This window comes from Plantactinospora sp. A48, assembly GCF_055793945.1.
In genome coordinates, this window is record NZ_JBTIXF010000033.1 from 1 (window position 1) to 22765 (window position 22765).

The following is a 22765-nucleotide window of genomic DNA, read 5'->3' on the forward strand; positions in this document are numbered from 1 at the left end:
ACGCCAACGGCCCGGTCGCCCTCGGGTACCTCTTCGTGGCGGTGATCTGCGCGGCCTTCGCCCTCGCCAAGATCCCACCACGCGAACCCGACAGCACCGAACCCGGCGGTGCCGAACCGGTCGGTGCCGAACCGGTCGGTGCCGAACCGGTCGGTGCCGAACCCGACGGTGCCGAGCCGGCCGGCGTCGAGGCTGGGGGCAGCCCCCGCGAGACCGCTCCGGCGGCTTCGTAGGGACGCCGGGAATCCCGTGGGGACGCCGAGCATGCAGATCAATCGTCCGGAGGTCGTCGCCGAGGTGGCGGCGGCCTTCGCCGACTACGAGAAGGTACTGGTGGCGGGCGACGTCGACCTGATCGTCGGCCACTTCTGGGAGTCCGACGAGCCGGTCCGCTTCGGTGTGGCCGACCAGCAGGTCGGCCACATCGAGCAACGGGCGTGGCGGCGGGCGCAGCCGCCACTGCCTCCCGGACGCCAGTTGTGGGACACCCGGATCACCACCTTCGGTACCGACCATGCCGTGGTCACCACGCTGTTCGGCTATCCCGGCCGGGCCCTGGTCGGCCGCCAGTCCCAGACCTGGGTACGCCTCCCCGAGGGCTGGCGGATCGTCAGCGCCCACGTCTCCGAGATCCCACAGCCGAACGGATGAGCCGGTCCGCCCACGGTGTGCGCCGCCGTTTGCCGGTGTGCACCGGTGCGGCGGCGGGCCGCCGTGGCGTGGTTCCGAAAGATCCGCGCCGGTGGTGGGTGTGCGCCCGGCGGCGGGTGGGTAGGTCGCGGGCATGGCACAGCCCGAGGTCGTCGACCGCGAGGTCGGCTATACCGGAAAGATCATCAGGGTACGCCGGGACACCCTGCGCGACGGCGACGGCAACACCATGGTCCGGGAGGTCGTCGAGCACGCCGACTCGGTGGCCGTGGTCGCGCTCGACGACGCCGGTCGGGTACTGCTGGTCCGGCAGTACCGGCACCCGGTCGGCGAGGTGCTGCTGGAACTGCCCGCCGGCCTGCTCGACCGGGAGGACGAGGCGGCGCTCGCGGCGGCCCGCCGCGAACTCGCCGAGGAGACCGGGATGGCCGCCGACACCTGGCACACCCTGGTCGACCTGCACACCAGCCCGGGTATGACCGGCGAGCGGGTCCGGGTCTACCTGGCCCGGGACCTTCAGCCGGCGACCGGCGAGCAGCACCGGGACCCCGACGAGCGGGACCTCCGCACCGAGTGGCTGGCCCTGGACGAGGCGGTCCGGCGGGTCCGCGCGGGCGGGATCACGAACGCGCTGGCCGTGGCAGGGCTGCTCGCGGCGCTCCTGGCCCGCCAGGGCGACTTCCGGGACGTACGCCCGGCGGAGTGATCGGCCCCGGCGGCCGGGCCGCTGCCTCAGGCACTCGGGGGCGGCCCGAATGACCCTCGGCAGCAACGTACGAGTTCCCGTACCGCCGGACTGTCCGTGGCCCGCCAGACCAGGGTGAGCACCGCTGGCGTGTCGAGATCGTCGATCGGCAGGGCCCTGAGCCGGCCCGGCTGACCGGCCACGATGGACGCGCTGAGGACGGCCACGCCAAGCCCGCGCAGCGCGAGGTCGGCCACCGCGTCGGGAGCGCTCGCCTCCAGCGCGACCCGTGGCGTCAGCCCCCGGTCCGCGCAGGCCCGGTCGAGCACCGCGCGGATTCCGGTGCCGGGCGGCAGGCAGATCAGCGGCTCCGCGACCAGCTCGGCCAGCGACACCCCCGATCGCCCGGCCAGCGGATGGTCGACCGGTATCCCCGCGACCAGCGGCTCGGTCACGATCGGCAGCGCGGCCAGCCCGGCGGGCGCCGCGCCGGCCGCACCCACCAGCGCCAGATCCGTCGCCCCGCCACGAACGGCCTCGGTCAGCCGGTCGGAGTCCGCCTCGTACAGGCTGATCTGGACGCCCGGGTGCCCGGAGTGGAACGCGGCCAGCGCGTCGAACAGCGGCCGGACGGTGCAGCCCGTCACCATGCCGACCACGACCCGCCCCCGGACCAGGCCGGTGATCTCGTCCACCGCCTGGCGTAGTTCCCGGACCGCCGCGAGGGCGGCGCGAGCCTGGACCAGGGCGGCCCGGCCGGCGGCGGTCGGAGTGGCGGACCGGCCGGAGCGGTCCAGCAGGGTGGCGCCAAGCTCCCGTTCGAGCTGGCGGATCTGCGCGCTGACCCCGGACTGGCTGATCCGGACCCGTTCGGCGGCCCTGGTGAAGCTCGCCTCCTCGACCACCGCGACCAGATACTCCAGTTGGCGCAGTTCCATAACTGATAATTCTAGCTCTCTGAAGATCTAGCTGTTGGACTTCTTGGTGGCTCGGGGACAGGCTGGACCGGACGGACACCCGAAACGGAGGCATCATGAGCAACCCCGAAAAGGCATTCCGACCCGAGGATCTGACCCGGCTCTTCGTCGAGCGGGCCAACGCCGGTGACGCGGCCGGCCTCGCGGCCCTCTACGAGCCGGACGCGGTCATGGCCTACCCGCCCGGCCGGCAGACCGTTGGCCGGGCGGCGATCCAGGCACTCTGGGAGTCGGTGCTGGCCAACCGGCCCCACTTCGAGCCCGAGTCACCGTTGCCGACGCTGGTCAGCGGCGACATCGCGCTGACCTCGACGGCGCCGAAGGACGACGCCGGCGCTCGCGCCCAGGTCGTACGCCGACAGCCGGACGGCAGCTGGCTACGGTTGCTCGACCTGCCCGAGTTCGCCTCAGCCCCCGACCCCAGCTAGGCCAGGCCGGATGCCGCCCGACCGGGGCGATTGCCGCCCGACCGGGGCGGATGCCACCCGACCGGGGCGGATGGCTCAGGGGGCCGGTTGTTCCCGCCGGTCTCGGGATGTTCCCAACCGGGCGGGTGCCGGCCGGCGGGCGGGTGCCGGCCGGCGGCCGGCCGGACCGGTTCGGTCAGGGCAGGGCCAGCACCTCACGGGCGATCAGTTCCGGATGGGACAGGAACGGGTGGTGCCCGGTGGGCAGCTCGACGGTCCGGCTCGCGCGTCGGGCCAGCCGGCGTTGCAGGTCCGGCGGCGTCGCCCGATCACCGGCGCAGACCAGATACGTCGAGGGCACCTCGTGCCAGCCGGCCCGGTCCACCGGTGTGGTGGTCACCGCCGCGCACTGCCGGGTGGTCCGGGCCATCGCCCCGGTCACCGCGGCCGGGTCACAGTCGTACAGGAACAGCTCGCGCAGCGATTCGGACCGTACCCCGAACGTCCCGTCCGGGGCGAAGTCCAGGTACGGCGCCGGAGTGCCGGGACCGAAGTCGGCCAGTGACTCCCCCGGCTCGGGCAGGAAGGACGCCACGTACACCAACCGGCTCGCGCCCGTCGCCCCGCTGATGCTGGCATCGGTCATGGCGGAGTCGGCGGTGTCGGCCACGGCGGCGCTGACAGCACCGGTCGCGGTGGCGGCGGTGGCCACGATGCCGCCGTACGAGTGCGCGACCACCACAGCCGGTCCGACCTCGGCCAGTACCCGCCGGGTCTCCGCGACATCCTCGGCCAGGCCGGGCCCGGCGGCGTCGGGCCGTCGCCCGGTCTCGCCGCAACTCGGCAACCGGACGGCAGTGCTGCGTACGCCGTGAACGGCCAGCAGATCGGCGACCCGCGACCACCACCACGCGCCATCCCGGACGCAGGCGCCGTGGATGAAGACGACCTCTGTCCCGGCCACGCCACCGACGTTGTCCATGCCACCGACGTTGTCCACGCCACCGACGTTGTCCATGCCATCGACGTTAGACGTACCGTTTGTTACGTGAAAAACTCGGGCCGGTGGGACGCCATCCGCAGCCGGAGATCCGGGCCCGACTGCTCGACGGTTGCGTCGAGCACCTGCTGACCCACGGCCTGCCGGTCGGGCCGCTGAGCCGGGTGGCCCAGGCGCTGGGCACCAGCCCACGCATGTTGATCTACCACTTCGGAACCAAGGACCGGATGGTCGCCGCCGCGCTGATCGAGGCCCGCCGCCGCCAGCGGGAGCTGTTCGACGCGGCGTTGCGACACCGTACGGCCGAGGACTACGTCGACACCCTGGTCCGGGCCTGGTCCACCCTGGACGGCACACCCGCTCGCCGGTACGTCCGGCTGTTCAGTGCGGTCCATGCGCTGCCACCGGGTTCGACGCCCTGGCGCGACTTTCCCGAGCTGGCCGTGCGCGACTGGCTGCCGACCATCGCAGCCGGGCTGCGCGCGGACGGTCACGCCGGACCGGACGCGCTCGCCACCCTGGTGCTGGCCGTCTTCCGGGGCCTCCTGCTGGACCAGCGGGTCACCGGCGAGCGGGACCGGACCACCGCCGCGTACCACGCCTTCACCGCCCTGCTCCGAGCCGGCCGGCGGGGTTGAGCCCAGGCACCACCGCGCCGACCACGCTCACAGCCGGCACGCTCACGGCCGGCGCGCTCACAGCCAGAAGGTGTCGTGCTTGAGGAAGAACTCGGTGCGTTCCTCCTCGCTCTTGCCGGCCAGGTCGATGATGCCCTCGAAGTAGCTCTCCCGAGGCGCCCCGGGGGAGAAATGCAGCAGCATCGACGCGGGCTCGCCGGACTCGTTGCGGAACCCGTGCGCCCCACCCTCCGGTACGTGGACGAAATCCCCAGGTCGGGTGTCGATCCATCGGGTCCCGTCGTAGATGCGCACCGATCCGGAAAGGATGTAGAACGACTCGGAGATCGACCGGTGGAAGTGTGGAGCCGGGCCGCTCGGCTCCGGCCCCATCTCCCAGCGGTAGAGCCCGAACTGGCCGTTGGTGGTCGCCCCGGTGGCCAGGTAGTGGGCGGTGTTGCCGGACGGATAGGTCAGTTCTGGCGCGGCGTCGGCGGCCCGGTAGGTGGCGCTCTTCTCGCCCAGGGTGCCCTGGTAGCGGGGTGGTGGGTAGGTCACTCGATCGCACTCTTTCGGCTCGGCTGACAACTCGGTTCGGCTGACAACTCGGTTCGGCTGACGGATCAGCACCCGTCGGCGCGGCTGACGGATCAGCGCCCACCGTACCGACGACCCCCGACAAGCCGGTCCGCCTGCGCCGGAGCCGCGCCGGCGGTGAGGCGTTAACCGGGGACCCTTTCTCTACGAAAAGCGATAAGAAGGTGCCCTTCCTTTACCGGGTGGCGAGGCCGACCAGTTCGACCACCGAGGCCGCCACCGGCGGTCGGTCGGCGGCACTCAGACAGTCGGAGTAGGAAACCTTGGTCGAGCCGGTGGTCACGACCCACTGGTACGCGTCGGCGCAGCCCTGCCGGACGTGCGCGCCCGCCTCCCTGGCCAGCCGTGGGTCGGCCAACAGCGTCGACAGCCGGGACCGCTGGTCGGTGGTCAGCCGGCCGGACTGTCGGGATCCCGACCCATCCCGGTTCCAACTGCCGTCGGCGCGTACCGAGATCGTCTCCGTGGTCCCCGCGAAGCCACCACTGCGGGTGACCATGACGGATCGGGCCGGGTTGGCCCGGGTCGCGTTCGGGGTGGGAACGGGCGGCGTGGCCGAGGCCGTCGGCGCGGTGGGACCGGACGACGGGGACACAGCCAGGCTCGATGCCGCGGCCGAGGTACTGGTGGCCGGGGCGCCGGTGGCCGAGGGGGTGGGGTCGGAGGATCCGCAGGCCGTCAACACCGCTACCAGCAGTGGCAGGCCGGCGATGGCGCTCGCTCTTCTCATGCGGGGTGAGACGCCGACGGCGCGGCGACGGTTCCGCCGGGTGAACACGGTGACGGCGGGAGCACACCCATCGGGCGAACAGGACCATTGCCAACAACAGCGGTGGATCGCTCCCGACGCGCCCGAACACGGAGCCGGCTCGCGCGACTACTCACTGGTGAGATGCGATCGTCAACCGATCTGGTGTGTCGGCTTCTGTCACCGCAACATCTGAGGATGTCATATCGACGATGAGAAATTCACCTCTTATGTTTTCCCGCCGATCTGACTATATGTACAGGGGTGACTACCGTCACGCCACCCCCACCAGGAGGGCACGTGAACAGATCCCTCGCCGTAGCCAGCGCCGCCGTACTCATCAGCGGTGCGCTGGCCGGCGTCGCCCCGGCCGCCTCGGCGGCACCCACCACACCCTCGCCCGCCCCGTCCGCCGTGGCGCGGGCCGGCAACCTGCTGGCCAGCAACCCCGGCGCGGTCCAGGGCACCGCGGCCGACTCGTACCAGGTCTACAGCACCAAGGTGGACCCGAACGGCGCGGCGCACGTCCGCTACACCCGCGCCTACCACGGGCTGCGGGTCAGCGGCGGTGACTTCGTCGTACACACCACCCCCACCGGCGGGTACGCGGGCGTTTCGAGCGGCCTGGCCGCGCCGCTCACCCTGAGCACCACGGCGAAGGTCGGCACCACCGCCGCGCAGAAGACGGCCAGGGCACACTTCTCCGGCAAGATCACTTCGACCGGCGCGCCCGAGCTGTTCGTCGACGCGTCCTCCGGGCGTGGCCGACTGGCCTGGGAAACCGTGGTCAAGGGCTGGGCGAAGGACGGCCAGACGCCGTCCCGACTGCACGTGATCAGCGACGCCACCACCGGGGCGTTCATCGGGGCGCACGACGAGATCGAGACCGTCGCGGGCACCGGGACCGGCATCTTCACCGGCACGGTGAGCATCGACACCACGCTCTCCGGCTCGACGTACTCGATGGTGGACCCGTCGCACGGCAACGGCCGCACCTGCGACCTGAACAACACCACCGGTTCGAGCTGCACCACGTTCACCGACGCGGACAACGTGTGGGGCACCGGCAACAACTCCAACCGGCAGTCCGCCGCGGTCGACGCGCACTTCGGCGCGGCCAAGACGTTCGACTACTTCAAGAACGTCCACGGCCGCAACGGCATCTTCGGCAACGGCACCGGGGTGCCCAGCCGGGTCCACTACGGCAGCAACTACGTCAACGCCTTCTGGGACGGGGCCCAGATGACGTACGGCGACGGTTCCGGCAACGCCAAGCCGCTGGTCGAGCTGGACGTCGCCGGCCACGAGATGAGCCACGGCGTGACCGAGAACGTGGTCTCGGGCGGCCTGAGCTACTCGGGTGAGTCCGGTGGTCTCAACGAGTCCACCAGCGACATCTTCGGCAACATGGTCGAGTTCTACGCCAACGCCCCGTCGGACCCGGGCGACTACCAGGTCGGCGAGAAGATCGACATCAACGGCAACGGTACGCCGCTGCGGTACATGTACAACCCGTCGTTGGACGGCCGGTCCGACAGCTGCTGGTCCACCGGCACCAAGAGCAAGGACGTCCACTACTCGTCGGGTGTCGGCAACCACTTCTACTTCAACCTCGCCGAGGGCACCGGCTCCACCGCGTACGGCACCTCGCCGGTCTGCGGTTCGGCGCCGGCGGTCACCGGCATCGGCCGGGCCAAGGCCGAGAAGATCTGGTTCCGGGCCCTCGACGCCTACTTCACGTCGAACACCTCGTACGTCAACACGACCACCCCGGCCAACACCGCGCGGGCCTACAGCCTGCGGGCGGCCACCGACCTGTACGGCAGTTGCAGCACCGAGTACAAGGCGGTGCAGGCGGCCTGGACCGCGGTGAACGTGGCCGGCAGCGACGCGCCGTGTGGCTCGACCGGCAACGACTTCTCGGTCTCGACCTCGCCGTCCGCCGGCTCGGTCAACCCGGGCAGCGCGGTCTCCACCACCGTCGCCACCGCCGTCACCAGCGGCTCGGCGCAGACGATCACGCTCTCGGCGAGCGGCCTGCCGAGCGGTGCGACCGCCTCGTTCAGCCCCGCCTCGGTGACCGCGGGCGGCTCGTCCACGCTCACCATCAGCACCTCGGCGTCCACGGCACCGGGGACGTACCCCGTCACCATCACCGGTACGGGCGCCTCGGCCACGCACACCACCACGTACACGTTGACCGTCAACGGGTCGGGTGGCTGCACCGGAACGGGTCAGAAGCTCGGCAACCCCGGCTTCGAATCCGGGACCTCGCCCTGGGCTGGCGACACCGGCACGATCGGCTCGTACAGCGGGCAGACGGCCCACTCCGGAACCCGGTTCTCCTGGCTGAACGGGTACGGCTACTCCGCGACGGAGGCGATCCAGCAGCAGGTCAGCCTGCCCAGCGGCTGCTCGTCGTACAACTTCAGTTTCTGGTTGCACATCGACAGCACCGAGACGACCACCTCCGTCGCGTACGACACGCTGAAGGTTCAGGTGCTCAACTCGAGCGGCACGGTGGTGGCCACCCTGGCCACGTACTCGAACCTCAACAAGGCCAGCGGCTACCAGCAGCGGTCCTTCTCGCTCGCGGCCTACGCCGGGCAGACGATCAGCGTGAAGTTCCTCGGCGCTGAGGACTCCTCCCTGCAGACCTCGTTCGTGCTCGACGACACGGCGATCGACGTCTCCTGACAGCACCACCAGCACCGGCCGGCGGTCGCCCTTCGCGGGGCGGCCGCCGGTCGCTCGTCTCGGGGCCGGTCGCTCGTCTCGGGGCCGGTCGTTCGTCTCGGGGCCGGTCGTTCGTCTCGGGGCCGGTCGTTCGTCTCGGGGCCGGTCGTTCGTCTCGGGGCCGGTCGCGTCCGAACGGTGGAGGAGGAGACCATCCCGCCGTGCGGTCAAACGCCGGACGGGTACGTCTCCAGTTCCCCGACGGTGGTCCGGGCGGCCAGCGGGTGCAGTGCGGTGCTCTGGTCGCACCAGATGAAGGCGTCGTACCGGTCGAGCATCCGGCTGGGCACGTAGTTGCCCCACGCCTCGAACGACGGGTCGTAGACGACGCCGATGGCCCGGTGGTCGAGCGGCTCGGCGAGCCATCCTGACCCGTCGCGGTCCGCCGCGTCGAACACCAGCAGCGCCCGCTCGGGCAACCGGTCGTGCATCCGCTGCTCGACCGAGCCGGGGCGGGCCGGCGGCACCGTCATGACCTCGGCCGGCGCTCCCCAGCGCGGACCGGCGACGACCGTGCCGGTGAACGTGCCGAAGCCCACGAGCACGACCTCGTCGTCGCCGTACCGCTCCCGGGCGAGCTGGCCGAGGTTCACCATGCCGGCGTCGGCCATGTCGGTGGCCCGGGCGTCGCCCACATGCGTGTTGTGGGCCCAGACCACCGCGCGGGACTGCGGACCGTACCGGTCCAGCAGCCGGTCCAACGTGTCCGTCATGTGCGTGTCCCGGACGTTCCACGATCGAGGGCCACCGGTCACCATCGCGTGGTAGTACTCCTCCGCGCCGGCCACCACCTCGGCGTTCTGCCAGGCCGAGAACCGGTCCGGTCCGTCCTCGGCGGCCCGCTCCCGCATCCGGGTGAGCAACCCGACCACCTCGTCGGTGCACCGGGCGTCGACAAACCGGCTGGCCGAGGCGTACTGCTCGATCTTCCGGCCGTACGGCTCGAAGCACCGGTACGCGGCCTCGGCCACCGGCAGCGACTCGGGATCCTCCGCGCGCAGGTACTCCACGATCACCTGCATGGATTCCCAGAGGCTGTAGACGTCTAGTCCGTGGAAACCGACCCGCTCCGCCGGCTGCCGATCCAGGTTCACCGTACGCAGCCAGCGCCCGAACCGGGTCACCTCGGCGTTCGCCCACATCCAGGTCGGCCACCGTTCGAAGCGACGCAGCGCCGCCCGGGGGTCCGGGTCACCGCCGGACGCGGCCGTCACGGCGGCGTGCACCCGGTCGCAGTCCGGCCAGTCCCCCTCCACCGCGACGAAGGAGAAGCCCCGCTCCGCGATCAATCGGCGGGTGAGCTGTTCCCGGAGCCGGTAGAAGTCGTAGGTGCCGTGACTGGCCTCACCGATCATCACAATTCGGGCGGCGCCAACGCGTTCCAGCAATGAATCGAAGTCGCCCGGTCCCCCGAGCCGGCGCTCCAGCATGACCTGCGGCTACCCCCGGGGCCAGATCGGCAAACCCGGCCGCGCCGGGTGTGCCATCCCCGTTTGCGGGTAGCCGCAGGTCATGGCCGTCAACGTCACACAATTGCAGGACTACCTCGAAGGGCTCGATTTTCCGGTTTCCCGGGAGGACGTGGTCCGCCGGGCCCAGGAGAACGGCGCCAGTACCGCCGTACTGCAACTGCTCCGCTCGCTGCCCGTCGAGGAGTTCGACTCACCGACCGAGGTCGGCGAGTCATTGAGCACCCTCGCCTGAGAGTGAAAGGAAGGGCACCTTCTTATCGCTTTTTGTATAGGAAGGGCCCCTTCTTAACGGGTGGCGGCACTCGGCCTTACCGGGTGGCGGCAGTCAGCGCAGCAGCCGGTGCAGTGCGAGCCACTGCTCCGGCCAGACCAGGCCGACCGGGACGTCCCGGTCCAGCCGCGCGGCCCGGAACGCGCCGTCCACCCGGCGCACCGGGTGGTGCCGCCGCAGCGAGGCGTGCAGCGATCCGCCGGCTCCACCGAACCCGATCTCCACCAACCGTCGGTACGCCGGCAACTGCTCGACGGGCAGCAGCGGCGCCGGCCGCCGGTCCAGCCGCAGGATGCCGGCGTCCACCCGGGGCACCGGACGGAACGCCGAGCGCGGCACCCGACCTGCCAGCCGCCAGTGGTACGCCGGCCAGGTCGCGACCGTCAGCCGGCTCCACCGGCCAAAGTCGCCGGTACGCTTGCGCGCGTACTCCAGTTGGGTGAGCAGCGTCGCGGACCGTAACGGCGGCGCGGCGAGACACCACTCGACCACCCGGGCGGTGAGTGCCCACGGGATGTTGCCGACCACCGCGAACGGCTCGGTCGGACAGCGGGTACCGAGGAAGTCCTCCGGGTGGCACTCCACCCTCGGCAGGTCCACGCAGACCACCGCGAGCTGTGCGGCCAGCCACGGGTCCACCTCGTACGCGTGGATCCGGCAGCCGGCGGCGGCGAGCGCTCTGGTCAGGACGCCGCGACCGGCGCCGACCTCAAGCACCAGGTCGTCGGGGCCCGGCCGGGCGGCCCGGCTGATCCGGCGCACGGCGGCCGGGTCGGCGAGGAAGTTCTGCGAGAGCACCCGACGGGAGCGGTCGCGTTCGGTACGGGAAGGGCGACGGGGTTGGCGGGAAGCCACGGCTGAGGTCCTGTCTGCCGCCGTGGAGTCGGCGGCGGAACGGGACAGGCGCGGGCGCGCGGGACCGGACTCCGGGCGGAATCGCCACGGACGTCGGCGGGTGGGACCTGGGGATTGTGAACGCGGCGCGGGCCTGTCGAGTGGGTCGGACTCGTCAGTGCCCCGGCTGGCGTGGCGTCGGGCGCGGAACCTCGCTCAGTTGGCGGGCGCGGCCCGGCGAGCGGCCGGGGCGGTACGCCGGCTCCACGGGCGGGCCACCCAACGGCAGCCCACGGCGGCCGGCGTACCGGCGCCGTTGATCAGAGCGTGTGTCACGGCCGGGACGCTACCGCAGGACGCACGGGCTCGCATCGCATTTCGGCGGGAGTTAAGAAGGGGCCCTTCCTATACCGAAAGCGATAACAAGGTGCCCTTCCTTACAGCAGGACGGTGCGGGCCTCGTTGATGGCGGTCTGCGCGGCGGCGAGCACGGCGACCACATCCCGGCCGAACCGTACGTCGACCGCGTGCTCCCGGCTACCCGAGTCGACCTGCTCGACCAACTGGTCGATGGCCCGGCCGAGCGCGTCGACCGCCGTGGCCGCGCCGTGCGGCGTCTCGGTCCGCCCGGTCGCGCCGAAGAAGACGACCTCGTTGCTGAGCGCGGCGAGCGGCGCGTCCAGGGTCAGCGACACCGTGCTGACCGCGCCCGACTCGTGGGTCAGCAGCAGATCCACCAGCCCAAGTGGCCCGGCCACGGCAGCCACCCGGGCCACCGGGCCGAGCACCGGCATCAGCAGCGAGAGCGCGTGCGGGCCGATGTCCCACAGCGCGCCGTGCTCCTGCCGCCAGCGGGAGTCGCCGTACGGGCTGCCGGGCTGGTAGATGGACGCGTGCATGGTGACCCGCGCGGCGTGCCAGTCCCCGGTGGCCGCCGCGGTGGCCAGGTGCGCCGAGACGTTCTCCTGGAAACGGTTGGTGAAGAAGACCACCGATGCCACCCCGGCCTGCTCGGCGGCGGCCAGCACCCGGTCGGCGTCGGGCAGGCTGAGCGCCAACGGCTTGTCCAGCAGCAGATGACGGCCGGCTGTCGCGGCGGCCACGGCGATCCCGGCCTGCACGTCCGGCGGTAGCGCCACCGCGGCCACGTCGATGGCTTCGATCAGGGCGTCCGACGAGTCGAACGCCTCCACGCCGTACCGGTCGGCGAGCGCGTGTGCCTTCGCCGGGTTCCGGCCCCACACCCCGGCCAGCCGCGCCCGGGGATGTGCCGCGATCGCCGCGGCGTGCGTCTCGGCCGCCCAGTGCCCGGTCCCGAAGACTCCGAAGTTCAGCACGAAAGGGTCCCTTCCGGTCGGTTGTGGCCGAGGCCGATCACCGGCCGCACGGGCCGCGACGGCCGCCCCGGAACCGTCCTACCTGCGGGTTCTCCCCCACCGGCGGCCGGACCGGTCGGCCTGGGCCAGCGTATCCTGGGCGAGCTGGGCCTCGGCGGCCGACTGGACGGCCTCGGTCAACAACGCCTCGGCGGCGACCTCCGCCACCCGGGCTTCCTGGTCCGCCCGACGCAGGTCCGCGACGGCCCGGTCGTACGCCCGGCGCGCGACCGTGGACTCCCGCTGCAACCGGTCGGCGGCCCACTCCCGTTCCTCCTGGTCGGGGTCGTGATCACCGGTGAGCCGCCAGACCTCGCGCAACTCCCGGACCGAGATGTCACCCCGGCGGTACGCCGACAGCGCCGCCCGGGACACCTCGCGTTCCCGCTCGGGGTCGGTGCCCACCCCGGCCAGCGCTGGCCGCTCCGCCCGCCCGTCGACCACGTCGCGGTACGCCCGTTCGTACGCCCGCTCGGCCCGCTCCTGCGTGTCCCACGCCTCGTCCCGGGTCCGTTGCGCGGCCGCCACCCGGTCCGCCGCCTCGGCCGCGACCGCCGCCGCCCGCCGCGCGTCGTCCTGAACCGTGGCCGCGTGCGCCGCCAGTTCGGCCGCCTCGGCTGTCAACCCGGCGAGGTCCACGCCCGCTCCGGCCGGCCGTTCCACCAGGACGGCGAGGCCGGTCAGCCCCAGGACCACCACCCCGCCGACGATCGACAGCACCCAGATGCTCGCTGTGCCCACGACGCTGATTCCTCCCCCGGCCGAGAGGTCCCAAACACGATGATGATAGACGCCGATGTATGGCGGGAGCCATGACGTCGACCGGCGGGGCCGGGACGTCGACCGGCGTGGTCCGCGACCGCCCGGCCCGGACCGGTCAGTACGCTGATCCGGTGATCGACCCTGACAGCGCAGGTGTGCGGTGACCGCCGACGCCTCGCCGGTAACCGGCCTCGCAGCGACCGTACCGATCGTCCTGTCGCTCGTACTCGCTGCCTGGAGCCTGCTGGCCACGGTGCGGAACCGGCCGCCGGACCGCTGGCAACTGCTCGGCCTGGGCCTGGTCGAGGTGGCTCTGGTGGTGCTCACCGTGCTCGCGGTGGTGGCGCTCGGCGGCGGTGACCGGCCGGCGGAGCCGGGTGTCTTCGCCGGATATCTCGTCACGCTGGTCTGCCTGCCGCCGCTGGCCGGCGTGCTGGCCCGGATGGAGCCCACCCGCTGGGGATCGGTGATCGTCACGGTGGTCTGTCTGGTGATTCCCGTGGTCGTGGTACGGCTCCAGCAGACCTGGCAGGTGGCCGGTGGCTGAGCCGGCTGGCGGCCCGCAACAACGACCGGCTACAACCGACGGGCCGCCGGCCGGCCCGTCCGACAGCCCGCGGCCCCGGCCGATCAACAGCGGGCCGGGCCGGGTGCTGATCGCGGTCTACCTGCTCTTCGCGATCGCCTCGACCTCCCGGGCGGGCTACCAGCTGGCCGTCAAATTCTCCGAGGCGCCGGTCGCGTACCTGCTCTCCGCCCTGGCCGCGGTGATCTACATCCTGGCCACCATCGGTCTGGCCCGGGGCGGCAGCGGCGGCCGGCGGACCGCGCTGGTCTGCTGCTCGGCGGAGTTCCTCGGCGTGGTGGCGGTCGGGGTGGTCAGCCTGGTCGACCCCGAACTGTTTCCCCAGGACACGGTCTGGTCGCGGTTCGGCCAGGGCTACGGGTACGTCCCGCTGGTGCTGCCGCTGCTCGGCCTGCTCTGGCTGCGGCGCACCCGCCCCCGGCCCTCATCCGCCAGCCCGCCCGCCGCGTAGCCCGCTCAGCTCCTCGGGCCGGCCGGGCCGTCGATCCTCTCGGTGAGTGACGACAGCCGCTCGAAGGGATTGTCACGGTGCGTGGTGTCTGCTGCGGCTTGGGGCGGCCGGGAGTGGAACCGGGGTCGGGCCGCTTTGCAATGCTTCCCTGACGGCTACACCGCCTCTGAACTGCGGTGATGCCGAAAGGGACCGCGATGGCTCCGGTGTGTGGCGTCCGACGCGGGATGACGCTACGTGCCTGTCGCCTGGAGGGAAGCATTGCAAAGTCTGTCGGGAGGAGTCCCGCGGCACCGGACGGTTGTCACTAAGGGTAACGATCGCTTCGTGCGTTCCAGTTCCTCGTGTCGGCTCCGCTCCACGATCCGGCCGTCGTCCAGGACCGGGCATGGGTGGGTGGCGAGTCCGGGAGGATCGGTCACTGGCGGAGCCGGCCGGGTCAGCAGTCGGCCGGTTGAAGGTCACCGCCAACGTGCACGCCGACCCGGTCAGTCTCTGGGGCCGCCCGCCACGTAGATCACCTGGCCGGAGACGAACGAGGCGTCCGCACCGGCCAGGAACGAGATGGTGTGCGCCACGTCCTCCGGCCGGCCGACCCGGCGGACCGGGATCTCGCCGGCGGCGTGCCGCTGCATCTCGTCGAAGTCGATGCCCATCCGGGCGGCGGTGGCGGCGGTCATGTCGGTGACGATGAACCCGGGCGCGACCGCGTTGACCGTCACCCCGAACGGACCCAGCTCGATGGCCAGGGTCTTGGTGAAGCCCTGCATCCCGGCCTTCGCGGCCGAGTAGTTGGCCTGACCCCGGTTGCCCAGCGCCGAGGTGCTGGAGATGTTGATGATCCGTCCCCACCGCCGCTCGACCATGTACCCCTGCGCCGCCTGGCTGAACAGGAACGCTCCGCGCAGGTGTACGCCGAGCACCGTGTCCCAGTCGTCGTCGGTCATCTTGAACAGCAGGTTGTCGCGCAGCACGCCGGCGTTGTTCACCAGCACGGCCGGCGGGCCCAGTTCGGCGGCGACCCGCCGTACCGCGGCCTCCACCTGGGTGCGGTCCGACACGTCGGCGCCGATTCCCAGGGTCCGGCCACCCTCGGCCGCGATCGACCCGGCGGTGGCCCGGGCCGTCTCCTCGACGACGTCCACCACGGCCACGGCGAACCCGTCGGCCGCCAGCCGACGGGCGGTGGCCGCGCCGATCCCACGGGCGGCCCCGGTGACGACGGCTACGCGAGGCTGGTCCGGCATTTTCTACCTCCCGGTAACGTACGGCTGGGCGCGGAGCTTAACCCAGCCGTACGCCCGGTGGACCGTGATCCGGCCCGGCGGTCCGGCCGTGGCGTCAGGCCGTGGCGGAGCTGGCCGGGCTGGACCAGCCGGTGTCGGAGCGGCACAGCCGGATCCACCGGTAGCCGTACCCGCCCAGGTGCAGGGCGTCCAGCTTGCCCACCGGGTCGTACGGGCGGTCGGTGAGCACATCGGTGGGCAGGTGCGCCTCGGCGTAGAGGTCACCGAGATCGACCGTCACGTCGTCGGTGCCCAGGTTGTGCAGGAAGAGCATCGTCCCGGTCGGCCCGTCCGCCCGATGGGCCAGCACGCCCGGCGGCATGAGCTGGTCGATGTGGGTACACGAGCCCGAACCGATCTCCGGGGCCTCCCGCAGCGTCCGGATCATCCGCTCGAACCAGGCCAGCAGCGACCGCTCGTCCCGGCGCTGCGCGGTGACGTTCACCCGCTCGAACGCGAAGTCGCCGGTGGTCACCACGGGTCGGATCAGCTTCTCGGCGGGCGCGGTGGAGAAGCCGGCGTTCGGCGCGAAGGACCACTGCATGGGGGTACGGATCGCCTCCCGGCCGCGCAGCGAGAGGTCGTCGCCCATCCCGATCTCCTCGCCGTAGCGCAGCACCGGGGTACCGCGCAGGGAGAACTGGAGCGAGTACGCCAGCTCGACGTGCCGGCGGTTGTTGCGGAGCATGGGCGCGAGGCGGCGGCGGATCCCGCGCCCGTACAACCGCATGTCCTCGTCCGGTCCGAACTGCGCGAAGACCTCCTCACGCTGCTCGGCGGTGAGCCGGGACAGGTCGATCTCGTCGTGGTTGCGCAGGAAGGTCGCCCACTGCCCACCGACCGGCAGCTTCGGGGTGTCCCGCAGCGCCGCGATGATCGGCTCGGGATCCTGGCGGGCCAGCGCCAACATCAGCTGCCCGTTGAGCATGAAGTCGAACAGCATGTGCAGCCGGTTGGCCGAGCCACCGCTGTCGCCGAAGTACACCGGTAGCTGCTCGGGTTCGACATTGGCCTCGGCCAGCAGCACGGCGTCGGCACGCCGCCACTGCACGTGCTGACGCAGCTCGGTGAGGAAGTCGTAGTCCTTGGGCGAGTCGGGGTTGCCCGGGTCGGTCATCTCGATGATGAACGGCGCCGCGTCGATGCGGAAACCCGAGACACCGAGCTGGAGCCAGAAGGAGACGATCTTCTTGATCTCATCCCGGACCGCCGGGTTCGCGAAGTTCAGGTCCGGCTGGAACTTGTAGAAGCGGTGGTAGTACCAGGACTTGGCGGTGCGGTCGTAGCTCCAGGTCTCCTGCTGCTCCCCCGGGAAGACCATGCCCTGGTGCCGGTCCGCCGGTTCCTGGTCGGTCCAGAGGTACCAGTCCCGGTACGGCGAGTCCGGTGACGAGCGGGCCGAGACGAACCACGGGTGTTCGTTCGACGTGTGGTTGACCACCAGGTCGATGATGACCCGGATGCCCCGGTTGCTGGCCTGGTGGAGCAGTTCGGCGAAGTCGCCGAGACTGCCGAACCGGGGGTCGACGTTGTAGAAGTCGGTGGCGTCGTAGCCGTCGTCCCGGTTCGGTGACGGGTGGACCGGCTGCAACCACAGGCAGGTCACCCCCAGCCGGGCCAGGTAGTCCAGCCGACCGATCAGGCCCCGGATGTCCCCTACGCCGTCTCCGTCGGAGTCCGCGTACGTGTCGATGTCGAGGCAGTAGACAACCGCCTCCTGATACCACCGTTCGCTCATGTTCGAACGGGTTTTCCGAGTGGCCGCCGCGGCAAACCGGCCACTGTGGTCGGGGTCACCACAGCGGGTCGGTGACCGGTACCGTCTCAGGCATGGCTGACCCGGAACCGACCGCTGACCGGCAGATCGACTGGAGTGCCGGCACCTGGCTCAACCCACCGGTGCGCAGCCTGCCGATCGGTGACGGTGAGCTGCTCGTCACGGCGGCCGACAGCAGCGACTTCTGGCGGCACACGGCGTACGGCTTCGTCCACGACGACGGGCACGCGCTGCTCGCCCCGCTGCCGGCCGGCACGGCCACCGAGGTCAGCCTGGTCGCCGATTACACCGGACAGTTCGACCAGGCCGGCGTGCTGGTCCGGGTGGACGAGCAGCGGTGGCTCAAGAGCGGGGTGGAGTACGTCGACGGCGTACCGCAGCTCGGGGCCGTACGCACCGACGTCGTCTCGGACTGGTCGACGGGCCCGGTACCGGACTGGGCGGGACGCCGGGTCACGATCCGGGTCAGCCGCGGGGACGACGCGCTGACCGTGCGGGCCCGGGTGGACCGGGAACCGTGGCGGCTGGTCCGGCTCGCCCCGCTGCCGCCGGACGTCGAGGCGCTGGCCGGGCCGTACTGCTGCGCCCCGACCCGGGCGGACCTGACCGTACGCTTCCTGTCCTGGACCACCGGTCCGGCGGACACGGCGGTGCACGCCTGAGCGGCTGCGGGAGCCCTTCCTTTCAGGCGTCGCGGACGAAGGGGAACGGCAGGGTTTCCCGGATCGAGCGGCCGGTGAGCAGCATCACCAGCCGGTCCACCCCGAGTCCCAGGCCCCCGGTGGGCGGCATCGCGTACTCCAGCGCGGTCAGGAAGTCCTCGTCCAGCTCCATCGCCTCCGGATCGCCGCCGGCGGCCAGCAGCGACTGCTCGGTGAGCCGGCGGCGCTGCTCCAGCGGGTCGATCAGCTCCGAGTACGCCGTGCCCAGCTCCATCCCGAAGGCGACCAGATCCCAACGCTCGGCCAGCCGGGGATCCGTCCGGTGCGCCCGGGTCAGCGGGGACACCTCGGTGGGGAAGTCCTTGTAGAAGGTGGGCGCCTCGGTCCGGGCCTCGACCAGCCGCTCGTACAGCTCCAGCAGCAGCGCGCCGGCCCCCCACCTGGGGTCGTACGGGACACCTGCCGCGTCGCAGAGCTTGCGCAGCGCGACGGCGTCGGTGTCCGGGGTGACCGGTTCGCCGAGGGCCGCCGAGATCGCCTCGTGCACGGTCCGCACCGGCCACTCACCGGAGATGTCGACCGGCTCGCCCGAGCCCGCCGACGCCGGGTGGCCGCCCCCCGAGGCCGCCGACGCCGGGTGGACGCCCCCCGAGGCCGCCGACGCCGGGCGGCCGCCACCCGGGGGCGGGTGGGCCAGCGCCGAGCCGTGTACCGCCACCGCCGCTGCCTGGATCAGCTCGCGGGCCAGCGTCAGCATGGTGTCGTAGTCGGCGTACGCCTGGTACGCCTCCAGCACGGTGAACTCGGGGTTGTGCGAGAAGTCCACCCCCTCGTTCCGGAACGCCCGACCCAGCTCGAAGACCCGCTCGACGCCGCCCACGGCGAGTCGCTTGAGGTACAGCTCCGGCGCGATCCGCAGGTGCAGGGTGAGGTCGTACGCGTTGCTGTGCGTGCTGAACGGGCGGGCGTTGGCGCCGCCGTGTACCCGTTGCAGGATCGGCGTCTCCACCTCCAGGTAGTCCCGGGACACCAGTGATCCCCGCAGGCTGTGCAGGACCGCGCCGCGCGCCCGCAGCAGCCGGCGGGCCTCCGGGTTGACCGCCAGGTCAAGGTAGCGCTGCCGGACCCGGGCCTCCGGGGCGGCCAGCCCGTGGTGCTTGTCCGGCAGCGGGCGCAGACACTTCGCGGTGAGTTCCCAGGACCGGACCCGGACGGTCAGCTCGCCCCGGCGGGTGGTGCCGACCTCGCCGGTGACCCCCACGTGGTCGCCGATGTCGACGGCCCGCCGCCACCGGTCGAGCCCGCCGTCGGTCTCGTCGTCCAGCATGAGCTGGAGGTCGCCGGTCCAGTCCCGGATCGTCGCGAAGCACAGCCGGCCGTGGTCGCGGGTCAGCAGCACCCGTCCGGCGACCCGGACGATCTGCCCGGTCCAGGTGTCCGCGGCCAACGCCGGGTGCCGGGCGAGCACCGCGGCGCACTCGTCGGCCCGTGGATAACCCACCGGGTACGGTTCGACGCCCGCGGCCCGCAGCCGGTCCAGCTTGGCGAGGCGTACCCGGGTCTGCTCGGTGACCGGCCGGACCGGCGCGACGGGCGGGACCGGCTCGACCTCGGCGGCGGTCGGCGGGACGTACCGCACCACGGTGCTGCCGGGCAGCGGGCCGGCGTGCAACGGCGTGGCGGGACTGCCGGGCAGCGCCACGAAGCCCTCGGCGATGGCCGACGCGAGCCCGACCCGGGCCAGTTCCCGGCGTTCGGCGAAGCAGATGTAGCGGGGCGCCCAGTGCGGCTGGTACTTGGCGTTGGCCCGGTACAGCGACTCAAGCTGCCACCAGCGGGAGAAGAACAGCAGGGTGTGCCGCCACATCCGCAGCACCGGCCCGGCGCCGATCCGGGCGCCCTCCTCGAAGACGGCCCGGAACACCGCGAAGTTCAGCGACACCCGCTCGACGCCGAGCCCCGGCGCGGCGCCCATCAGCGCCGACACCATGAACTCCATGGTGCCGTTGCCGGCCGTGCGGTCCCGGCGCATCAGGTCGAGGGAGAGCCCGGTACGTCCCCACGGGCTGAACGACAGCAGCGCCCGGACCGTGCCGACCGAGTCACACGCCTCGACGAGCACACACTCGGCGTCGGCCGGGTCACCGAGCCGGCCGAGTGCCATCGAGAAGCCGCGTTCGCTCTCGGTGTCCCGCCACGCGGTGGCCAGCCGGGCCAGCGTGGCCAGTTCGTCGGCCGGGATGTTGCGGTGCCGGCGTACCCGGGCGGTCCAGCCGGAGCGGTCCAGCCGATGCACGGCCTGGCGGACCGGCTTCAGGTCCGGACCGTCCAGGGTGTATTCGCGGGTCAGCAGGATCGCCTCGTCGCCGAGGTGCAGCACCTTGAGCCCGGACCGGGCGTAGGCGGTGGCCCCGGCCTCGCTGGCGCCCATCACCGCGGGCGTCCAGGCGTACGCCCGGGCCTGCTCCAGCCACGCCTCGATGGCCGGTGGCCACGCCTCCGGGTCGCCCAACGGGTCACCGCTGGCCAGCGTCACCCCGTTGACGACCCGGTAGGTGACCGCCGCCTTGCCGCTCGGCGAGAAGATCGCCGCCTTGTCCCGCCGGGTGGCGAAGTAGCCGAGTGAGTCCCGTTCGCCGCATTCGGCCAGCAGCACCCGGATCCGCTGTTCGTCCTCGGGCCGCAGCACGGCGGCGGCCCGCTGGGCGCGCAGCAGCGTACGCAGCGCGGTGAGCAGGGCGATCGCGCCGAACAGGCCGAGCAGCAGGTTCACCCAACCCGGCGCGTGACCGGCCCGGGTCAGATCCACCGTGATCGCGCCGCCGAGGACCCGCTCGACGGCGTACTCCAACCGCTCGGACGCCCCGTGCAGGCTGCCCGGGAACGCCGCGAGCAGCAGGTAACCCAGCCCGGTCGAGAGCAGCACGAGACCGACGAGGACCGCGCCGGCCCGGCGGGCGCTGCCCGGCCTGACCCGGGCGTAGAACTGGCTGCGGGCCAGCACCAGCACCAGCAGGGACAGCGCCGCGAAGCCGGTGCCGGCCCACACCCCGACCACCTCGACGCCGCTGAACAGCCGGCGGCCCGCCGCGTCCACCAGTTCCTCGCCGGGCACCGTGAGGATCAGACCGCCGGCGAACGCGCCGAAGAGCAGGCTGAGCGAGAAGTAACCGACCAGGGCCCAGTACGCGGCCCGCTTTCGGCGCCGGGTCGCCGCCGCGACGGTGGCCAGGAAGACGGCGTACGCGAGGTTGGCCGGTGCCGGGATGAGCAGCGCGTCGATGGCCCGGCGGACGGGTTGCACGTCGGCGCGGAAGGCGCTGCTGATGGCGGCGAGCGCGCAGAGGATGGCCACGGTACGCAGCAGGATCGCGAAGGCCCGCGGTACGTGTCGGCGCCAGCCCCGGTGCGGGGGGTCGGCCGGGGTGCGACGCCGCCGAGCCCCGGCCCGGGTCGCGTCCGGGGACGGGGGTTCGGCCGGGGCACGCCGGGTCAGCGTCGTCACGTCCGGCCCTCCCGTATGGGACAATTCACGCCAAAGCTGGCGAGTCACCAGCATCGAGGTTACGTCCGGTCATGGTAGAGGGCGGCACCGCTCCCGCGCAGGGGCGCGTTTCCGGCCCCCGCGCGCGGGGGTACATCCCGACATCGGGTACGGGCGTCCGTACCGGCGTGGAAGCGACAGCACAGACGGGCGGTGTGCGATGACACCAGGCGTTGCCGAACAGGTCCGGCCCGCGGAGACACCCGAGCAGGACCTGCTCACGGTGGGGGTCGAGGAGGAGTTCCTCCTGGTGGACCCGGCCACCGGTGCCGCGGCGCCGGCCGTACACGCCGTGCTCGACCACGTACCGCCGGAACTGGCCGGTCAGGTCCAGCTGGAGTTCCAGACCAGCCAGGTCGAGATCGGCAGCCCGCCGGGGCTCGACCTGGCGGCGCTGCGGCACTCCCTCGGCCTGCTACGGGCCGGGCTGTCCGACGCGGCCGAGGCGGCCGGCGCCCGGCTGCTGGCCGTGGGCACCGGCCCGATGCCCGGTCCCGTGCCGCCGGTGGTGGACAACCCGCGCTACCACGAGATGGTCGACCGGTTCACCCTGCTGGTGCCCAGCCCCGGCACCAACGGCATGCACGTACACGTCGGGGTCGGCGAGCCCGACCTCGCCGTCGAGGTGCTCAACCACCTGCGACCGTGGCTGCCGATCCTGCACGCCGCCACCGCGAACTCGCCGTTCTACGAGGGCGTCGACACCGGGTACGCGAGCTGGCGCTCGATGCTCTGGGAGCGCTGGCCGTCGGTGGGGCCCACGCCGTACCTGGAGTCGTACGCCCACTACCAGCGGCTGGTCGAGGAGCTGATCTCCACCGGGATGATGCTCGACGACGGGATGCTCTACTGGTACGCCCGACTGTCGGCGCGGTACCCGACCGTCGAGATCCGGATCGGTGACGTCTGCCCGTCGCTGGACGACACGGTCCTGATCGCGGCGCTGTGCCGGGCCGTCGTCGCGGCGGCGCTGGAGGACATCCAGGCCGGACGGCCCGCGCCCCGGATCGAGCACCACCGGCTGGTCGGCGCGCACTGGCGGGCCGCGCACGACGGGCTGGACGGGCAGGCCGTGGACCCGGTCACCGGCGACGTCCGGCCCGCCTGGCACGTGCTGCGGGAGTTGTTCGACCGGCTGCGACCGCAGTTGGAACGGCACGGCGACCTCGGCCTGGTGACCTACCTGCTGGGCAAGCTGCACAGTCACGGCACCGGAGCGACCCGGCAGCGGGCCGTGTTCGCCCACACCGGCCAACTCTCCGACGTGCTCGATGACCTGGCCCGGCAGACCCGCGGCTAAGATGCTGGCCGGGGCGGCGAGGAGGC

General features: G+C 72.1%; 22 protein-coding genes and 1 pseudogene. 12 read left to right on the top strand and 11 right to left on the bottom strand.

Features of this window, described 5'->3' with window-relative positions; genetic code table 11:
* The 3 genes and pseudogenes from ACXN5W_RS17880 to ACXN5W_RS17890 all read left to right on the top strand — a co-directional run.
* Positions 1 to 233: pseudogene (locus ACXN5W_RS17880) on the top strand (regulator); the annotation flags it as partial.
* A 31-nt stretch (positions 234 to 264) separates the two neighbouring features.
* Entirely contained in the window at positions 265 to 651 is a 387-nt protein-coding gene (locus tag ACXN5W_RS17885) for an AtzH-like domain-containing protein (protein ID WP_473159446.1), read from the top strand.
* Between the two features lie 133 nt (positions 652 to 784).
* Positions 785 to 1357, top strand: coding sequence for an NUDIX domain-containing protein (locus ACXN5W_RS17890; protein ID WP_473159447.1), 573 nt, complete (start codon positions 785 to 787; stop codon positions 1355 to 1357).
* 26 nt (positions 1358 to 1383) lie between these two features.
* On the opposite strand, the gene ACXN5W_RS17895 is transcribed toward ACXN5W_RS17890, so the two are convergent.
* Positions 1384 to 2274 carry a LysR family transcriptional regulator gene (locus tag ACXN5W_RS17895; protein ID WP_473159448.1) on the bottom strand — a complete coding sequence of 297 codons (891 nt, stop codon included), beginning with the start codon at positions 2272 to 2274 and terminating at the stop codon, positions 1384 to 1386.
* 95 nt (positions 2275 to 2369) lie between these two features.
* On the opposite strand from ACXN5W_RS17895, the gene ACXN5W_RS17900 reads away from it, so the two are divergent.
* Positions 2370 to 2741, top strand: a complete 372-nt coding sequence (locus tag ACXN5W_RS17900; protein WP_473159449.1) for a YybH family protein — start codon at positions 2370 to 2372, stop codon at positions 2739 to 2741.
* A 175-nt stretch (positions 2742 to 2916) separates the two neighbouring features.
* Here ACXN5W_RS17900 and ACXN5W_RS17905 read toward each other — a convergent pair whose 3' ends face one another.
* Positions 2917 to 3738: an alpha/beta hydrolase gene (locus ACXN5W_RS17905; RefSeq protein WP_473159450.1), complete on the bottom strand. Its 822-nt coding sequence runs from the start codon at positions 3736 to 3738 to the stop codon at positions 2917 to 2919.
* 47 nt (positions 3739 to 3785) lie between these two features.
* Between ACXN5W_RS17905 and ACXN5W_RS17910 the strand changes: the two genes are divergently transcribed.
* Complete coding sequence (locus ACXN5W_RS17910; protein WP_473159451.1) at positions 3786 to 4358, top strand: TetR/AcrR family transcriptional regulator; 573 nt, start codon at positions 3786 to 3788, stop codon at positions 4356 to 4358.
* Between the two features lie 57 nt (positions 4359 to 4415).
* Here the strand turns inward: ACXN5W_RS17910 and ACXN5W_RS17915 are convergent, their stop codons facing one another.
* Positions 4416 to 4895, bottom strand: a complete 480-nt coding sequence (locus tag ACXN5W_RS17915) for a cupin domain-containing protein (RefSeq protein ID WP_473159452.1) — start codon at positions 4893 to 4895, stop codon at positions 4416 to 4418.
* Positions 4896 to 5109: 214 nt separating this feature from the next.
* Positions 5110 to 5433 (bottom strand): hypothetical protein, encoded by a 324-nt coding sequence (locus tag ACXN5W_RS17920; protein ID WP_473159453.1) that lies wholly within the window; start codon positions 5431 to 5433, stop codon positions 5110 to 5112.
* A 52-nt stretch (positions 5434 to 5485) separates the two neighbouring features.
* On the opposite strand from ACXN5W_RS17920, the gene ACXN5W_RS17925 reads away from it, so the two are divergent.
* Together ACXN5W_RS17925 and ACXN5W_RS17930 are read left to right on the top strand one after the other, a co-directional pair.
* Positions 5486 to 5878, top strand: a complete 393-nt coding sequence (locus ACXN5W_RS17925; RefSeq protein WP_473159454.1) for a hypothetical protein — start codon at positions 5486 to 5488, stop codon at positions 5876 to 5878.
* A 104-nt stretch (positions 5879 to 5982) separates the two neighbouring features.
* Positions 5983 to 8379, top strand: a complete 2397-nt coding sequence (locus ACXN5W_RS17930) for a M4 family metallopeptidase (protein WP_473159455.1) — start codon at positions 5983 to 5985, stop codon at positions 8377 to 8379.
* Positions 8380 to 8585: 206 nt separating this feature from the next.
* Here ACXN5W_RS17930 and ACXN5W_RS17935 read toward each other — a convergent pair whose 3' ends face one another.
* Positions 8586 to 9848, bottom strand: coding sequence for an erythromycin esterase family protein (locus ACXN5W_RS17935; RefSeq protein ID WP_473159456.1), 1263 nt, complete (start codon positions 9846 to 9848; stop codon positions 8586 to 8588).
* 82 nt (positions 9849 to 9930) lie between these two features.
* Here ACXN5W_RS17935 and ACXN5W_RS17940 point away from each other — a divergent pair, with 82 nt between their 5' ends.
* Positions 9931 to 10122, top strand: a complete 192-nt coding sequence (locus tag ACXN5W_RS17940) for a DUF2795 domain-containing protein (protein WP_473159457.1) — start codon at positions 9931 to 9933, stop codon at positions 10120 to 10122.
* A gap of 93 nt (positions 10123 to 10215) precedes the next feature.
* Here ACXN5W_RS17940 and erm read toward each other — a convergent pair whose 3' ends face one another.
* The 3 genes from erm to ACXN5W_RS17955 form a co-directional block, all read right to left on the bottom strand.
* A complete protein-coding gene (erm, locus tag ACXN5W_RS17945) occupies positions 10216 to 11016 on the bottom strand; it encodes an ErmE/ErmH/ErmO/ErmR family 23S rRNA (adenine(2058)-N(6))-methyltransferase (RefSeq protein ID WP_473159458.1) in 801 nt (266 codons plus the stop codon).
* Between the two features lie 416 nt (positions 11017 to 11432).
* A complete protein-coding gene (locus ACXN5W_RS17950; protein ID WP_473159459.1) occupies positions 11433 to 12332 on the bottom strand; it encodes a Gfo/Idh/MocA family protein in 900 nt (299 codons plus the stop codon).
* 78 nt (positions 12333 to 12410) lie between these two features.
* The gene (locus ACXN5W_RS17955; RefSeq protein ID WP_473159460.1) at positions 12411 to 13112 is read right to left on the bottom strand and encodes a hypothetical protein; all 702 of its coding nucleotides are present in this window, start codon (positions 13110 to 13112) and stop codon (positions 12411 to 12413) included.
* A gap of 181 nt (positions 13113 to 13293) precedes the next feature.
* Between ACXN5W_RS17955 and ACXN5W_RS17960 the strand changes: the two genes are divergently transcribed.
* Positions 13294 to 13680: a hypothetical protein gene (locus tag ACXN5W_RS17960; RefSeq protein ID WP_473159461.1), complete on the top strand. Its 387-nt coding sequence runs from the start codon at positions 13294 to 13296 to the stop codon at positions 13678 to 13680.
* 82 nt (positions 13681 to 13762) lie between these two features.
* Positions 13763 to 14170: a hypothetical protein gene (locus ACXN5W_RS17965; RefSeq protein WP_473159511.1), complete on the top strand. Its 408-nt coding sequence runs from the start codon at positions 13763 to 13765 to the stop codon at positions 14168 to 14170.
* A 488-nt stretch (positions 14171 to 14658) separates the two neighbouring features.
* On the opposite strand, the gene fabG is transcribed toward ACXN5W_RS17965, so the two are convergent.
* A complete protein-coding gene (gene fabG, locus ACXN5W_RS17970) occupies positions 14659 to 15417 on the bottom strand; it encodes a 3-oxoacyl-ACP reductase FabG (RefSeq protein WP_473159462.1) in 759 nt (252 codons plus the stop codon).
* A gap of 94 nt (positions 15418 to 15511) precedes the next feature.
* Positions 15512 to 17194 carry an alpha-amylase family protein gene (locus tag ACXN5W_RS17975; protein ID WP_473159463.1) on the bottom strand — a complete coding sequence of 561 codons (1683 nt, stop codon included), beginning with the start codon at positions 17192 to 17194 and terminating at the stop codon, positions 15512 to 15514.
* Between the two features lie 92 nt (positions 17195 to 17286).
* On the opposite strand from ACXN5W_RS17975, the gene ACXN5W_RS17980 reads away from it, so the two are divergent.
* Complete coding sequence (locus ACXN5W_RS17980; RefSeq protein ID WP_473159464.1) at positions 17287 to 17895, top strand: DUF1349 domain-containing protein; 609 nt, start codon at positions 17287 to 17289, stop codon at positions 17893 to 17895.
* A gap of 22 nt (positions 17896 to 17917) precedes the next feature.
* On the opposite strand, the gene lysX is transcribed toward ACXN5W_RS17980, so the two are convergent.
* The gene (gene lysX, locus ACXN5W_RS17985) at positions 17918 to 21400 is read right to left on the bottom strand and encodes a bifunctional lysylphosphatidylglycerol synthetase/lysine--tRNA ligase LysX (protein ID WP_473159465.1); all 3483 of its coding nucleotides are present in this window, start codon (positions 21398 to 21400) and stop codon (positions 17918 to 17920) included.
* A gap of 199 nt (positions 21401 to 21599) precedes the next feature.
* Between lysX and ACXN5W_RS17990 the strand changes: the two genes are divergently transcribed.
* Positions 21600 to 22739 carry a carboxylate-amine ligase gene (locus ACXN5W_RS17990; RefSeq protein WP_473159466.1) on the top strand — a complete coding sequence of 380 codons (1140 nt, stop codon included), beginning with the start codon at positions 21600 to 21602 and terminating at the stop codon, positions 22737 to 22739.
* Positions 22740 to 22765 lie beyond the last annotated feature (26 nt).

Bases quoted from the DNA above. Each gene is read 5' to 3' on its own strand.
- ACXN5W_RS17940 (WP_473159457.1), top strand. From the start codon at position 9,931: ATGGCCGTCAACGTCACACAATTGCAGGACTACCTCGAAGGGCTCGAT.
- ACXN5W_RS17980 (WP_473159464.1), top strand. From the start codon at position 17,287: ATGGCTGACCCGGAACCGACCGCTGACCGGCAGATCGACTGGAGTGCC.
- ACXN5W_RS17900 (WP_473159449.1), top strand. From the start codon at position 2,370: ATGAGCAACCCCGAAAAGGCATTCCGACCCGAGGATCTGACCCGGCTC.
- ACXN5W_RS17990 (WP_473159466.1), top strand. From the start codon at position 21,600: ATGACACCAGGCGTTGCCGAACAGGTCCGGCCCGCGGAGACACCCGAG.
- ACXN5W_RS17905 (WP_473159450.1), bottom strand. From the start codon at position 3,738: ATGGACAACGTCGGTGGCGTGGACAACGTCGGTGGCATGGACAACGTC.
- fabG (WP_473159462.1), bottom strand. From the start codon at position 15,417: ATGCCGGACCAGCCTCGCGTAGCCGTCGTCACCGGGGCCGCCCGTGGG.
- ACXN5W_RS17885 (WP_473159446.1), top strand. From the start codon at position 265: ATGCAGATCAATCGTCCGGAGGTCGTCGCCGAGGTGGCGGCGGCCTTC.
- ACXN5W_RS17895 (WP_473159448.1), bottom strand. From the start codon at position 2,274: ATGGAACTGCGCCAACTGGAGTATCTGGTCGCGGTGGTCGAGGAGGCG.
- ACXN5W_RS17890 (WP_473159447.1), top strand. From the start codon at position 785: ATGGCACAGCCCGAGGTCGTCGACCGCGAGGTCGGCTATACCGGAAAG.
- ACXN5W_RS17975 (WP_473159463.1), bottom strand. From the start codon at position 17,194: ATGAGCGAACGGTGGTATCAGGAGGCGGTTGTCTACTGCCTCGACATC.
- ACXN5W_RS17935 (WP_473159456.1), bottom strand. From the start codon at position 9,848: ATGCTGGAGCGCCGGCTCGGGGGACCGGGCGACTTCGATTCATTGCTG.
- ACXN5W_RS17920 (WP_473159453.1), bottom strand. From the start codon at position 5,433: ATGGTCACCCGCAGTGGTGGCTTCGCGGGGACCACGGAGACGATCTCG.